13 protein-coding genes are annotated in these 12,841 nt (G+C 71.6%); 5 read left to right on the top strand and 8 right to left on the bottom strand.

Annotated elements, in window-relative coordinates:
* The first annotated feature begins 83 nt into the window (after nt 1–83).
* The 5 genes from F563_RS0102100 to F563_RS0102080 all read left to right on the top strand — a co-directional run bounded on the left by F563_RS0102100 (nt 84) and on the right by F563_RS0102080 (nt 4,002).
* Nucleotides 84–1,277: an amidohydrolase family protein gene (locus tag F563_RS0102100; protein ID WP_019012987.1), complete on the top strand. Its 1,194-nt coding sequence runs from the start codon at nt 84–86 to the stop codon at nt 1,275–1,277.
* A gap of 89 nt (nt 1,278–1,366) precedes the next feature.
* Nucleotides 1,367–1,522: a hypothetical protein gene (locus F563_RS24645; protein WP_019012986.1), complete on the top strand. Its 156-nt coding sequence runs from the start codon at nt 1,367–1,369 to the stop codon at nt 1,520–1,522.
* Entirely contained in the window at nt 1,519–2,217 is a 699-nt protein-coding gene (locus F563_RS0102090; protein WP_019012985.1) for a GNAT family N-acetyltransferase, read from the top strand. The genes F563_RS24645 and F563_RS0102090 overlap by 4 nt, the downstream gene beginning before the upstream one ends.
* A complete protein-coding gene (locus F563_RS0102085; RefSeq protein ID WP_019012984.1) occupies nt 2,214–3,020 on the top strand; it encodes a 23S rRNA (adenine(2030)-N(6))-methyltransferase RlmJ in 807 nt (268 codons plus the stop codon). The genes F563_RS0102090 and F563_RS0102085 overlap by 4 nt, the downstream gene beginning before the upstream one ends.
* Nucleotides 3,013–4,002, top strand: coding sequence for an NAD(P)H-dependent glycerol-3-phosphate dehydrogenase (locus F563_RS0102080; RefSeq protein WP_019012983.1), 990 nt, complete (start codon nt 3,013–3,015; stop codon nt 4,000–4,002). The genes F563_RS0102085 and F563_RS0102080 overlap by 8 nt, the downstream gene beginning before the upstream one ends.
* 2 nt (nt 4,003–4,004) lie before the next feature.
* Here F563_RS0102080 and F563_RS0102075 read toward each other — a convergent pair whose 3' ends face one another.
* The 8 genes from F563_RS0102075 to F563_RS0102040 form a co-directional block, all read right to left on the bottom strand.
* Nucleotides 4,005–5,396, bottom strand: a complete 1,392-nt coding sequence (locus F563_RS0102075; RefSeq protein ID WP_019012982.1) for an amidase — start codon at nt 5,394–5,396, stop codon at nt 4,005–4,007.
* 62 nt (nt 5,397–5,458) lie between these two features.
* A complete protein-coding gene (locus tag F563_RS21250; protein ID WP_019012981.1) occupies nt 5,459–6,373 on the bottom strand; it encodes a hypothetical protein in 915 nt (304 codons plus the stop codon).
* A gap of 134 nt (nt 6,374–6,507) precedes the next feature.
* Entirely contained in the window at nt 6,508–7,284 is a 777-nt protein-coding gene (locus F563_RS0102065; RefSeq protein WP_019012980.1) for an enoyl-CoA hydratase/isomerase family protein, read from the bottom strand.
* Nucleotides 7,281–7,940, bottom strand: a complete 660-nt coding sequence (locus tag F563_RS0102060) for a 3-oxoacid CoA-transferase subunit B (protein WP_019012979.1) — start codon at nt 7,938–7,940, stop codon at nt 7,281–7,283. Before F563_RS0102060 ends, F563_RS0102065 begins: the two co-directional genes overlap by 4 nt.
* An 11-nt stretch (nt 7,941–7,951) precedes the next feature.
* Nucleotides 7,952–8,635, bottom strand: coding sequence for a 3-oxoacid CoA-transferase subunit A (locus tag F563_RS0102055; RefSeq protein ID WP_019012978.1), 684 nt, complete (start codon nt 8,633–8,635; stop codon nt 7,952–7,954).
* Nucleotides 8,632–9,495, bottom strand: a complete 864-nt coding sequence (locus F563_RS0102050) for a MaoC/PaaZ C-terminal domain-containing protein (protein WP_019012977.1) — start codon at nt 9,493–9,495, stop codon at nt 8,632–8,634. The genes F563_RS0102055 and F563_RS0102050 overlap by 4 nt, the downstream gene beginning before the upstream one ends.
* A 2-nt stretch (nt 9,496–9,497) precedes the next feature.
* The gene (locus tag F563_RS0102045) at nt 9,498–11,594 is read right to left on the bottom strand and encodes an acetate--CoA ligase family protein (protein ID WP_245557087.1); all 2,097 of its coding nucleotides are present in this window, start codon (nt 11,592–11,594) and stop codon (nt 9,498–9,500) included.
* Between the two features lie 2 nt (nt 11,595–11,596).
* Nucleotides 11,597–12,748 (bottom strand): thiolase, encoded by a 1,152-nt coding sequence (locus F563_RS0102040; RefSeq protein WP_019012975.1) that lies wholly within the window; start codon nt 12,746–12,748, stop codon nt 11,597–11,599.
* Nucleotides 12,749–12,841 lie beyond the last annotated feature (93 nt).

Raw genomic sequence — 12,841 nt, 5'->3', positions numbered from 1 at the left:
GCACGACCAACGGGAGGGCCGACCTCCAGGGGGGGGGGTGCGGGGGGCCTTGCGGCCCCCCGCCCTGTCCTTTGGAGGAATCCATGGCCCTGGCCGCAGGCCCCGAGAAACAGGTCGGCAAGCTCGTCATCCGCAACATCGGCCTGATGCTGTCGGGCAAGCTGGAGGCCCCGATCCTCGACGCCGACACGATCGTCGCCGAAGGGGGCCGCATCACCGCGATCGGTCGCGCCGCCGACTGCGACACCGGGAACGCCCGCGTCACCATCGACGCGCGCGGCTGCGCCGCCACCCCGGGCCTGATCGACAGCCACGTCCATCCCGTGTTCGGCGACTGGACACCGCGCCAGAACCAGCTCGGCTGGATCGATTCGATGTTGAACGGTGGCGTGACGACGATGATCTCCGCCGGCGAGGTCCACCTGCCCGGCCGCCCGCGCGACGTGATCGGCGTCAAGGCGCTCGCCATCACCGCCCAGCGCGCCTATGAGAGCTTCCGCCCCGGCGGCGTGAAGCTGCTCGCCGGCGCGCCGGTGCTGGAGAAGGGCATGGTCGAGAGCGACTTCGCCGAACTCGCCGCGGCCGGCGTCAAGCTGCTCGGAGAGGTCGGCCTCGGCACCGTGAAGGCGGGCGACGAGGCGAAGCGGATGGTCGCCTGGGCACGCAAGCACGGCATCCAGAGCACCATCCACACGGGCGGCCCTTCCGTTCCCGGCTCGGGCTATATCGATGCCGACACGGTGCTCGAGGCCGATGCCGACATCATCGGCCACATCAACGGCGGCCACACGGCGCTGCCGCTGTCGCAGATCCGCTGCCTCTGCGAGGGCTGCTCGCGCGCGATCGAGATCGTGCACAACGGCAACGAGCTCGCTGGCCTCACCGCGCTCCGCTTTGCCAAGGAACTGAACCAGCTCGAACGCGTGATCCTCGGCACGGACAGCCCGGCGGGCTCCGGCGTGCAGCCGCTCGGCATCCTGCGCATGATCGCGATGCTGTCCGCGCTCGGCGACACGCCGGCCGAGCTCGTCTTCGCCTGCGCCACCGGCAACACCGCGCGCATCCGCGCCCTCGACTGCGGCATCCTGGAACCTGGCCGCGCCGCCGACATCGTGCTGATGGACCGCGCCCAGCACTCCTCCGGCACCGACCTGCTCGACTCGGTGCGCAAGGGCGACCTGCCGGGCATCGGCATGGTGATCATCGACGGCATCGTGCGCTGCGGGCGCAGCCGCAACACGCCGCCGGCCGAGCGCGTGCCGGAGATGCTCCACTGAGCGACCCCGCCTCCGATCCGGCCGAGCAACTCGCGGCCCTCTGGCGCCTGTCGCGCGAGGAGACGGCCGCACTCGGCGAGCGCATCGCGATGCTCGAACGCGCGGTGATGGCCGCGATGACCAAGCCTCCCGACATCGACACGGCACGCCTGACGCTCGCGGTGCTCGATCAGCAGCGGGCACTCGACCGCACCCGTGCGCGCACCGCGCGCATCATCGATCTCCTGCGCAGAGGACCTGCATGACCGACGCCCTGCCGCTCGGACCCGAGGTGGACGACACGCCACGCCCCCTGCCGGCGCGCGTCACGCATCGCGGCGCCCATGTGACGCTCGAACCGCTGCATGTTCGCCACACCCCCGACCTCTGGCGCGCGGCCCAGGGAGCGGACCACACCTGGACCTATCTCGGCTCCGGCCCCTTCCCGTCCGAGTCCGCCTTGCGCAGACTGGTCGGCGCGCAGGCGGCGCAGCATGACCCGATGTTCTTCGCCGTCCGCCCGCACGTCGCGGGCGTGGTCACGGGATGGCTGTCGTTCATGGAGATCCGTCCCGCGGATGCCGACATCGAGATCGGCCATATCTGGTTCAGCCCGGCCATGCAGCGCACCCGCGCGGCGACCGAGGCGATCGCGCTGCTGATGCGCCATGCCATGGACGATCTCGGCTACCGCCGCCTGGTCTGGAAGTGCCACGCCCTCAACGCCCCCTCGCGCCGCGCCGCCGACCGGCTCGGCTTCGTCTACGAGGGCACGCACCGCAACCACCGCATCATCAAGGGTCGCTCGCGGGATACCGCCTGGTACTCGATCACGGACGCGGAATGGCCGCTCCGCCGCGCGGCGCTCGCGCTCTGGCTGGACGACGCCAATTTCGACCACACCGGCACGGCGCGGCGCAGCCTGGGCGAGATCCGTGCGGGCCTCGCCGCGGAGGCATGAACTATCGCCACGCCTTCCACGCCGGCAACCACGGGGACTGCCTGAAGCACGCCCTGCTGGTGGCGCTGATCGACGCGCTCAGGCGCAAGGACACGCCCTTCGCGATCGCCGATCTGCACGCCGGGCGCGGTACCTACGATCTCACGGGCGAGGAGGCGACGCGCACCGGCGAATGGCGCGGCGGGATCGGCCGTCTGCTCGACGACCCGCCGCCCGCCCTCGCCGGGTACGTCGCGCTGGTGCGGCGTCTCGGCCTCTATCCCGGCAGCCCGGCGATCGCGCGCGCGCTGCTCCGCCCGCAGGATCGCCTGGTGCTGAACGAGATGCACCCCGAGGAGTACGCGGCCCTCGCCGCCTGGGCGCGAGGCGACCCCCGGATCACGCTGCGCTGCGGGGATGCCTACGCGCTGCGTGGTGTCGTGCCGCCGGCGGGGATGAAGCGCGGGCTGGTGCTGTTCGACCCACCCTATGAAGTCACCGACGAGCACGACCGCGTCGCCGCGGCGATGCATGCCGCCCACCGCGCCGCGCCGACCTTCATTCTGGCGGCGTGGTATCCCGTGAAGCACCTCGCCCCCGTCCGTGCCCTGCGCGATGCCCTGCACGATCTGCCGCGGCGCGTGGACGCCGCGCTCTATCTCCGTCCGCCGCTCGATCCGGCACGGCTGAACGGTTCGGGCCTGCTCGTGATCAATGCGCCATGGCAGTATGGCGAGCGCGCGGGCGCCATCCTGGACGCGCTGCGCGCGCGGCTTGCCGACGCCCCATCCGCCGAGATCCACCTGGAGGCCACGCGTGACTGACGCGATCGCCGTGATCGGCGCGGGTGCCTGGGGCACGGCGCTCGCGGCGCGGCTGGCGCCGATCCGTCCGACCGTGCTGTGGGCACGCGCGCCGCAGCGCGCAGCGGAGCTCCAGGTGGCGCGCGAGAACACGCGCTATCTGCCGGGCCACGCGATCCCGGACTCGCTGACCGTGACCGCGGATGCCGGCGCGGCCTTGCGCCACGCCAGCGCGGTGCTGCTCGCCGTGCCCACCCAGGCGCTGCGCAGCATCACCGCCGCGCTGCGGCCGTACTGGCCGGACGCCGCGCCTGCGGTGATCTGCGCCAAGGGGATCGAGCGCGAGACGCTGCATCTGCCCTCGGAGATCCTGGCGCAGACGCTTCCCGCGTCCGCTGTCGCGGCGCTGAGCGGTCCCAATTTCGCCCACGAACTGATCGCCGGGCTGCCCGCCGCCGGCGTGCTCGCGGCCGGGGACGAGGCCTTGCGCGCGCACCTCGCCGCGCTGCTCGCGATCCCGCGTTTCCGCCTCTACGGCTCGGCCGACATCGTCGGCGTGCAGCTCGGCGGGGCGGCGAAGAACGTGATCGCGATCGCCGCCGGCGTGGTGGAGGGGATGGGGCTCGGCGAGAACGCGCGCGCGGCGCTGATCACGCGGGGCGTGGCGGAACTCGCGCGCCTCGTCGCGGCCGAGGGCGGGCGGCCCGAGACGGCGGCGGGGCTGTCGGGCCTCGGCGATCTCATCCTCACCTGCACGGGTGCCGCCAGCCGCAACCACTCGCTCGGCATCGCGCTCGGCCGCGGCGAGGCGCTCGCCGACGTGCTGGCCGCCCGCGTCGGCGTCACGGAAGGCGTGCATACGGCCCCTGCGCTGCTCTCGCGCGCAGCCCGCACCGGCACCGAGTTGCCGATCGCCGAGGCCGTCGCGGCGCTGCTCGACGGCCGCGCGAGCCCGGCCATGCTGGTCGAGGCGCTGCTCAGCCGCAGCCTGAAGGGGGAGTGACGCTACGCCGGATCGACGATCGCGGGACAGCCTGCGCGCGCCTCGATCACCTCGGCCGCGTCGAGGCAGAGATCCTCGCGGAACCGATCCGCGACCAGCTGCACGCCGAGCGGGATGTTGTCCGCCACCGTCGCCGTCGGCACCACCGCGCCCGGCAGGCCGAGGAAGTTGAACACGTAGAGCGGCTCCTGCGCGCGCAGGATGCGCGCCTGCCCCTCGGCGGTCAGGTCGAGGTCGATCGGGAAGGGCGTCTCGCGGCTGACGGGGCAGAGCAGCAGCGGATGGCGGCGGAAGAAGCGGTGCCAGTCGCGCAGGATCGCGGTGCGGCGCGCGAGCCCGGCCGCATAGGCCTCCTCGTCGGCCGCCGCGACATTGGCCGACCACGCGGCCCAGCTCGCCTTGGTCGCCTGATCGCCGTTCGCCTCGATCAGCGGCTGCATGAAGCGCAGGCTGTCGGTCATCAGCAGCGCGCGCCACAGCGCGGCCGCCTCGTCCCAGTGCGGCGGCGTGACCTCCTCGACGACGTAGCCCGCCTCCGCCAGCCACCCTGCCGCCAGGCGCAGCGCGGCGGCGACCGGCGGGGCGGCACCAAGCGTCGCGAGCCCCACCCGCATCGGCCGGGCGACAGGTGCGCCCGCAAGCGGCGCCGGGGTGTGCCACGGATCGGGCTGCGGCCCGGTCATCATCGCGACCAGCGCGGCGCGGAGATCGGCGATGTGCCGGGTGAGCGGTCCCTGCACGCTGAACAGTTGCAGCGTGATCGGCCGCTCGGCCGTCGCGAGCGGGTTGTAGGCCGGGACGCGGCCGAGGCTCGGGCGGATGCCGGCCACACCCGTGGCATAGGCCGGGTAGCGGATCGAGCCGCCGAGATCGTTGCCATGCGCGATCGCACCGATCCCGGCAGCGAGGGCGGCCGAGGCACCGCCCGAGGACCCGCCCGGCGTCAGCGCCGGGTTGCGCGGATTCAGCGTGCGGCCGTGCAGCGCGTTGTCGGTGAAGTAGCGGTAGGAGTAGCAAGGTGCGTTCGTGCGCCCGACCGGGATCGCGCCCGAAGCCCGCAGGTTCGCCACCACGCCGCTGTCATCCGGCGCGATCAGGTCCTTGTAGGCGACCACGCCGTTGGTGGTCGCGTAGCCCTTCTGGTCCGCGTTGACCTTGATGGTGGCCGGCACGCCATGCAGGGCGGGCAGCGCCTCGCCGCGCTTCACCGCCGCATCGGCCGCATCGGCAAGCGCCAGCGCCTCGTCCGCCCGGACCTCGACGATCGCATTGATCCGGCCGTTCACCGCATCCAGCCTGTCCAGGAACGATTGCATCACCTCGCGCGCGCTCGCCGCGCGGGTACGGATCAGCCGCGCCTGCTCAAGCGCCGACAGGGCGTGAAGGTGGGTCATGCGTCGCTCCGAACTCCGGTGTCGCTGCCTCGGCGGCAGTGAACCCCGGATTCGGTGACGTGTCAGCCTCCACCCGTCGCGTTCGCCTCCTCCTTCAGCGCCTTGCAGCGGGCGCTGGCGGGATCGGCATTCGGCGCGGCCACGCATTCGCGCTGGAACCTCAGCGCCGCCGCCTCGCGCGTCTGCGTGCGGATGATGTCAAGCGGCGTGCGCACCGTCACGGATGGCCGCTGCAGCGCATCCGTGATCTCCGCGAAGGCGCCGGGCAGGCTGCAGGAGTCGTGGTAGCGCTGCACATCGGATGCCGCGGAAGACAATGGCCAGGCCGTCACCTCGTCGCCGAAGCGCCCGCGGACCTCGTCGCGGATCGTCGCCCGCCGCGACCGGATGGCCTTCGCGATCGCCTGCTGCGACTGGGCGAGGAAGGCACTGTTGCTCCAGTTGCCGCCGACCCCGGCGGAGATGCCGGCCGCCCCAGACAGCGCGCGAACCGTCGTCGCCGGCGTGAAGATCGCGCCGAGCCCGCCGAGGATCGTCGCCAGCCCGGTGAAGAAGAGGCTGGTTTCGCGATCGGTCTCGTTCAGGGTCTCGAGGTAGAGGCCGCAGCGTTCGTCGGAGGCCTGGATCAGCCAGCCGACCACGTCGTTGCGGAGCTCCTTCTTCCTGGCGGCGTCCGGAGACGCGTCCATCACCTGCTGGGCGACGATCAGATCCACCTCGATCATGCGCGGCGCGAGCGGCCGTGCCGCATCGAGATTGCCGAGATTCTCCTCCGCCATGGTGCGGAACTGGCCGCGCCGTTGCTCCGGCGAATAGTAGACGAAAGGAGGCCGCTGCACTTCGCCTGGAGCGACCGCCATGGCCACCGGCCCGCGTCCGAGGCTCCCGGGCGCCGCACCCGGACGGTCGGCGGCGCATCCCGCCGTCGCGACGCCGAGCGCCACGACCAGCCACGCACCCGCGCGCGACGAACCCATCGCCCCCTCCACTCGTTTGGACGACGATGTGATTCGTTCATCGCAATGTCAAGACGTTCGCATGGCATGCCAATCGGCTCTTCCCAGCAAACACCAGCAACCTTACGAATTAGCAAGTAAATTGATGCAGGTGTTCAGGCACCGCGGAACGTCGGCGCGCGCTTCTCCAGGAAGGCGCGCTTGCCCTCCGCGTGATCAGCGGTCATGAACAGCGCGGCCTGGAGTTCGCGCTCCTGCGCGAGCGCCTGCTCCAGCCCTTCGGCGAGCGCGGCCTTGGTCAGCGCCAGACTCAACGGCGCGAGCTCGGCGAGGATCAGCGCGCGCTTCTTCGCCTCCGTGAGCGCCTCGCCCGGAGCGCAGAGCCGATCAATGAGGCCGATCTCGTGCGCGCGGCGCGCGTCCATGGTCTCGCCGAACAGCAGCATCTCGCGCGCATGGCCGAAGCCTACGCGTCGCGGCAAGGTATGCAGCAGGCCGAGATCGGGGATCAGTCCGACCTTCGCGAACGGCGCGCGGAACAGCGCATCACCGGACGCCACCGCATGGTCGCAGGCGCACAGCACCGACAGCCCGGCGCCGACGCACCACCCCTCGACCGCCGCGATCAGCGGCAGGCGCGCGTTCACCATCAGTCGCACCATCTTGTGCGTCCGCCGCATCCGTTCCCGCGCGGCATCGAGGCCGTCCACCTCCATGCCCGTCAGGTCGCCGCCCGAACAGAACGTGCCCGCAGCGCCCGTGACCACGGCCGCGCGCACCGTGCGGTCCGCCTCCAGCTCCTCCAACGCCTCGACGAAGGCCGCGCGCATCGGCACGCCGAGCGCGTTGCGCCGCTCGGGCATGTTCATGGTCAGGATCGCGATGGGCCCGTCGCGCTCGACCAGCAGCGGGGGGTGTTCGGTCGCACTCATGCGGCGGGACGCAGCTTCGCTTCGGTGCGCGCCTGCAATGCCTCCAGCGTCATGCCCGGGATCATGTCGCGCACCGCGAAGCCCTCGGGGGTGACGTCCAGCACGGCCAGGTTGGTGTAGACGCGCGAGACTACGCCGAGCGCGGTCAACGGATAGGAGCAGCGCTTCACCAGCCGCGGCCTGCCGTCCTTCGTCGTATGCTCCATGATCGCCCAGAGCCGTTTCGCGCCCGCTGCGAGGTCCATCGCTCCACCGACCGCCGGCGCCTTCTCGTTCGAGCTGATCGCCCAGTTCGCGATGTCGCCGTTCTCGGCCACCTCGAAGGCGCCGAGCACGCAGAGATCCAGGTGCCCGCCACGGATCAGCGCGAAGCTGTCGGACTGGCTGACGAATGACCCACCGGGGCGCAGCGTCACCATCTGCTTGCCGGCGTTGATCAGCCAGGGATCCTCCTCCTCGGGCGGCGGCGCGGGCCCGACGCCGATCACGCCGTTCTCCGCCTGGAAGATGACCTCGCGCTCGGGCGGCACATGGTCGGAGACGAGTGTGGGGATGCCGATGCCGAGATTGACCACCCAGCCCTCGGGAATGTCGGCCGCCAGCCGCCGGGCCATGCCGTGCCGGTCGAGCGGGGCCGCTTCGACGAGCATGTCCATCGCCTCCTCCTTCACCAGAGCCGGGGCTTACCGTAGGGGATATGCACCACGCGGTCCACGAACACGCCCGGCGTGACGACGCGCTCTGGATCGAGCTCGCCCAGTTCGACACGGTGCTGCGTCTGCACGATCGTCAGGTCCGCCGCCATCGCCATCACCGGATTGAAGTTCCGCCCGGACATCCGATACGTCAGGTTCCCCCAGCGATCCGCCTCCCACGCCTCGATCAGCGCGACATCGCCCTTGAGCGCGTGTTCGAGCACGCAGGCGCGACCGCCGAAGGCGCGCACCTCCTTGCCTTCGCCGAGCTGCGTGCCGGCGGCGGTCGGGGTCCAGAATGCCGGGATGCCGGCGCCGGCCGCGCGCATCCGTTCCGCCATCGTGCCCTGCGGCACGACCTCGAGTTCGATGCGGCCTTCGCGGTAGAGCTCCTCCAGCACCACCGAGCCGCGCGAGCGCGGATAGGAGCAGATGACCTTGCGCACCCGGCCCTCGGCCATCAGCCGCGCGAGCCCGTGCGTGCCCGTGCCGGCATTGTTCGACACGACCGTGAGGTCGCGCAGACCCCGCTCGCACAGCGCCTCGATGAGATGGTTCGGCGTGCCGACCTGGCCGAACCCGCCGATCAGCACGGTCGCGCCGTCCCGCACGTCGGCGACCGCCTCCAGCGCCGAGGCGACGAACTTGTCGATCATGGGCTCACCCGGAACAGGCCGTTGCTCACCACCACCGCATCGCGCTCGACCGCACGCGCGCGGAACGCGTAACTGCCCCCGCCCTCGTCCCAGAGCTCGGTGCGGATCGTCTCGCCCGGGAATACCGGCGCGGAGAAGCGGAGGGCGAGATGGCGCGGCTTCGTGGTGTCGTAGCCGCAGACGCGGCGCAGCAGCGCATGCGTCACCACGCCGAGAGTGCAGAGCCCGTGCAGGATCGGCCGGTCGAATCCGGCTGTCTTCGCCACCGCCGGGTCGATGTGCAGCGGGTTGTCGTCGCCGTTCAGGCGGTAGAGCAGCGCCTGTTCCGGACGGGTGGCGAGCGCGACCGCATCGTCGGGATCGCGCGTCGGCATCGGATGCGGCGCGCGGACCGGGTCGGACGGCCCGCCGAACCCGCCATCGCCGCGCAGCACCGTGCTCTGATCCAGTGTGGCGAGCAGCGCGCCCGTCGCGGCATCGACCACCTCCCGCGCCGAGTAGAGCAGCGCGCCCTTCCCCTCGCCGCGATCCACGAGCCCGGTGACGCGCGTGCGCCCGATCACCTCGCCCTCCACCGGCAGGGGCGCGTGCCAGGAGATCGCCTGCTCGCCATGCACCAGCCGCTTCCAGTCCACACCCGTATCGAGATTCTTGAGCCAGAACCCGGGATAGCCGAGCACCACCGCGATGGACGGGAAGGCGCGCAGCCGCGTCTCGTAGACGAAGTCGAGCTGACGCTCGTCCAACGGATCCTGGCCGAGCCCGACCGAGAGCGCGTAGAGGATCGTGTCGCGCTTCGTCAGGCGCTGTCGCGCCTCGGGGATCGGAAAGCTGCGCAGCCGTTCCGGATCGATCGCCATGGTCAGTCCGCGAGTTCGATCACCGCATCGAGCGCGACCGCGCCCTGCCCTTCCGGCAGCACCATGATCGGGTTCACGTCCACCGATTGCAGACGGGGCCCGGCCGCGGCGCCGAACACCGAGAGCCGCGACAGCGCCGCGGCGAGCGCGCGCACATCCGCCTTGGGCCGGCCGCGCGCGCCATCGAGCAGCGGGAAGCCGCGCAAGCCGCGGATCATCGCCAGCGCCTCGTCCTCGCCGAACGGGCAGAGCTTCAGCGCGACGTCGCGCAGCACCTCGACGAACACGCCGCCGAGCCCCACCATCGCGACGGGCCCGAACACGGGATCGCGGTTCAGCCCGATCACGCACTCGACGCCACCCGTGACCATCGGCGAGACCAGCACGCCGGTGACGCGCGCCTGCGGATCATGGGCGGCGGCGTTGCGCAGGATCGCATCGAAGCCCGCGCGCACCGCCGCGTCATCCGCGAGCCCGAGCTTCACCCCGCCCGCCTCGCTCTTGTGCACGATGTCGGGCGAGACGAGCTTCAGCGCCACCGGGAAGCCGATGCGCCGGGCAGCGGCGACCGCACCATCGGCCGTTGCGCACACCTCCTCCGCCGGCACGGCGATGCCGATCGCCGAGAGGATGCGCTTCGCGCCGGCCTCGTCCGGGGCGGTCTCGGGCAGCGTCGGCGCCGCGACCTCGGGCGGCGCCTGACGCGGGCCCCGCGCGAAGGCCTCGCCGAACCGGCCCATCGCGGCGAGCGCCACCACCGCGCGCGTCGGATCCTCGAACACCAGGAACCCGTCCGCCTCCCACGCCTTCACCGTCTCCACCGGCGCGAGGATGGACAGGATGAACAGCCGGTCGGGATGCTTCGCCACCGCCTTCTTCAACTGCTCGCGCAGCGGCGGCGCGACCGAGGCCGAGGCGCCGACCTGGGTGAAGAACCCGATCGCGCTCGCATAGCCGCCATCCGCCAGCATGCTCTCGGCGAAGGTGCCGACCACGCTCATGTCGTTGAAGGCCTGCGCGGTGCAATCCACCGGATTGGCCGGCGCCGAGAACGGAATGAGCGCCTTGAGCCGCGCCTGCGCCGCCTGCGGCATCGGCGGCATGGGCAGGCCCAGCGCATCCGCCGCATCCGAGATCAGCACCCCTGCCCCGCCCGAGATCGTGATCACGCCGAGCGTGTTGTTCACCGGGTAGATGCGCCGCGTCGCGACATGCGCGATGTCGACCAGTTCCTCGGTCGTGCGCACGCGATGCACGCCGGCATCGCGCAGCACCGCATCCGTCACCGCGTCGTCGCCGGCGATCGAGGCCGTGTGGCTCTTGGCCGCCGCAGCACCCAGGCGCGACCGACCCACCTTCATCATCACCACGGGCTTGCGGTTGCGCCGCGCGGTCTCGATCGCGGCCAGGAACGAGCCGGCCTCGCGGATGCCCTCGGCATAGACCGCGATCACATCCGTCGCCTCGTCCTCGGCCATCCAGTGGATGACCTCGCCGAGCGTGATGTCCGCCTCGTTGCCGGTGGTGACCAGCAGCGGCGCGCCCACCCGGCGGTCGCGGCAGAGCGCGCCGAGATGCGACCCGTAGGCACCCGATTGGCTGGCGATGCCGATCCGCCCTGGCAACGGCCAGCCGTTCTCGAAGCTCGCCGAGAAGATCGGGAAATAGCCGCGCGCGGCATCGAACAGGCCGAGGCAGTTGGGGCCCAGGAGGCGCATCCCGCCCGCGCGCGCAACCGCGACGATCTCCGCCTGCGCCGCAGCCCCCGGCTCGTCCACTTCGGCGAAGCCGGCGGTGAACATGATCGCCGCCTTCACGCCCTTGGCGACGCAGTCGCGCACCGCCTCGAGCGCGGAGGCAGCAGGCACCGCGATGATCGCCGCATCGACCGGGCCCGGCACGTCGGCGAGCCGCGGATAGGCCGTCAGCCCCTGCACCGTCTGGCGGTTCGGATTCACCGGATGAAGCGCGCCGGGGAAGCCGCGCGTCTTCATGTAGGCGATCGGCCGCCCGCCGATGCGCGTCGGATCGTTCGAGGCGCCGAGAACCGCGAGCGAGTCCGGCCTGATCAGTTTCGTCAGGCCGTCGGGTGCCGGCACGCTCACACCGTCGCCGCGGTGCCGAGCACGCCGGTCACCTGCGCCGACAGCGTGCCGCCATTGCCATGCACCAGCGCGATATCGCAGTCCTTCACCTGGCGCTCGCCCGCCGCACCGCGCAACTGCGTCACCGCCTCGATGATCAGGAACAGCCCGTACATCCCGGGATGCACACAGGAGAGGCCGCCGCCGTTCGTGTTCACCGCGAGCCGGCCACCAGGCCCGATCGCCCCACCCTCGACGAAGCGCCCCGCCTCCCCCTTCGGACAGAAGCCGAGATCCTCAAGGAACAGCAGCGTGCAGATCGTGAAGGCGTCGTAGAGCATCGCCAGCTTCACGTCCGACAGCGAAACACCGGCATGCGTCAGCGCGCGCGGCCCGCTCTCCGAGGCGGCGGTGATCGTCAGATCCGGCATCGTGCTGATCGCGCGATGCCATTGCGCCCCCGCGCCGCCGAGGAAATAGACCGGCGGCTTCGCGAGGTGCTTCGCACGGTCGGCCCGGGTCATCACGCAGGCCGCACCACCATCGGTGACGAGGCAGCAATCGAGCACCGTCAGCGGATCGCTGATCATCCGGCTCGCGAGCACATCCGCGACGCTGAGCGGCCCGCGCGCGAAGGCCTCCGGGTTCAGGTTCGCCCAGGCCCGCGCCGCCACCGCCACCTCGGCCAACTGCTCGCGGGTGGTGCCGAACTGGTGCATGTGCCGGCTCGCCGCCAGCGCGTACGCCGTCAGCGGCATGCGCGGCTTGAACGGCGCCTCCCACACCTGCGGCTCGCTCATGGACACGAGCCGCCCACCCGCCGTGCGCTGGTTCGACCCGTAGCAGATCAACGCCACGTCGCAGAACCCGGCATCGAGCGCGAGCGCGGCATGCAGCAGATGCGCCTCGAAGCTGGCACCGCCGATATTCGTGCCGTCCACGAAACGCGGACGCAGGCCGAGATACTCGGCGACCGAGAGCGTCGGGAACGCGTGCGTGCTGGTCGCGGCGAAGATGCCGTCCACATCCGACAGCTTCAGCCCCGCATCGGCGATGGCGTTCAGGGACGCCTCGCCCAGGAGCTCGATCGCGGAACGACCTGGGGCCTCGCCCGTGCCGGCCGTGCCGATGCCGACGACCGCGGTCTTGCCCCTCAGCGCATGTGCCATGTCAGGAAATCCTCAAAGAACGCAGGGCTCCGCCCTGCACCCGCCGGGAGGCCGCGGGCGGGGTCCCAACGCGCCTGCGCGATGGGGTGCCAT

Source organism: Elioraea tepidiphila DSM 17972 (assembly GCF_000378465.1).
Classification (GTDB): Bacteria; Pseudomonadota; Alphaproteobacteria; order Acetobacterales; family Acetobacteraceae; genus Elioraea; species Elioraea tepidiphila.
Note: the sequence above shows the minus strand (reverse complement) of the source record. Positions and strands in the feature narration are given on the sequence as shown.

Coding starts and splice junctions, on each gene's coding strand:
- F563_RS0102100 (WP_019012987.1), top strand. CDS start 84: ATGGCCCTGGCCGCAGGCCCCGAGAAACAGGTCGGCAAGCTCGTCATC.
- F563_RS24645 (WP_019012986.1), top strand. CDS start 1,367: ATGCTCGAACGCGCGGTGATGGCCGCGATGACCAAGCCTCCCGACATC.
- F563_RS0102090 (WP_019012985.1), top strand. CDS start 1,519: ATGACCGACGCCCTGCCGCTCGGACCCGAGGTGGACGACACGCCACGC.
- F563_RS0102085 (WP_019012984.1), top strand. CDS start 2,214: ATGAACTATCGCCACGCCTTCCACGCCGGCAACCACGGGGACTGCCTG.
- F563_RS0102075 (WP_019012982.1), bottom strand. CDS start 5,396: ATGACCCACCTTCACGCCCTGTCGGCGCTTGAGCAGGCGCGGCTGATC.
- F563_RS21250 (WP_019012981.1), bottom strand. CDS start 6,373: ATGGGTTCGTCGCGCGCGGGTGCGTGGCTGGTCGTGGCGCTCGGCGTC.
- F563_RS0102065 (WP_019012980.1), bottom strand. CDS start 7,284: ATGAGTGCGACCGAACACCCCCCGCTGCTGGTCGAGCGCGACGGGCCC.
- F563_RS0102060 (WP_019012979.1), bottom strand. CDS start 7,940: ATGGACATGCTCGTCGAAGCGGCCCCGCTCGACCGGCACGGCATGGCC.
- F563_RS0102055 (WP_019012978.1), bottom strand. CDS start 8,635: ATGATCGACAAGTTCGTCGCCTCGGCGCTGGAGGCGGTCGCCGACGTG.
- F563_RS0102050 (WP_019012977.1), bottom strand. CDS start 9,495: ATGGCGATCGATCCGGAACGGCTGCGCAGCTTTCCGATCCCCGAGGCG.
- F563_RS0102040 (WP_019012975.1), bottom strand. CDS start 12,748: ATGGCACATGCGCTGAGGGGCAAGACCGCGGTCGTCGGCATCGGCACG.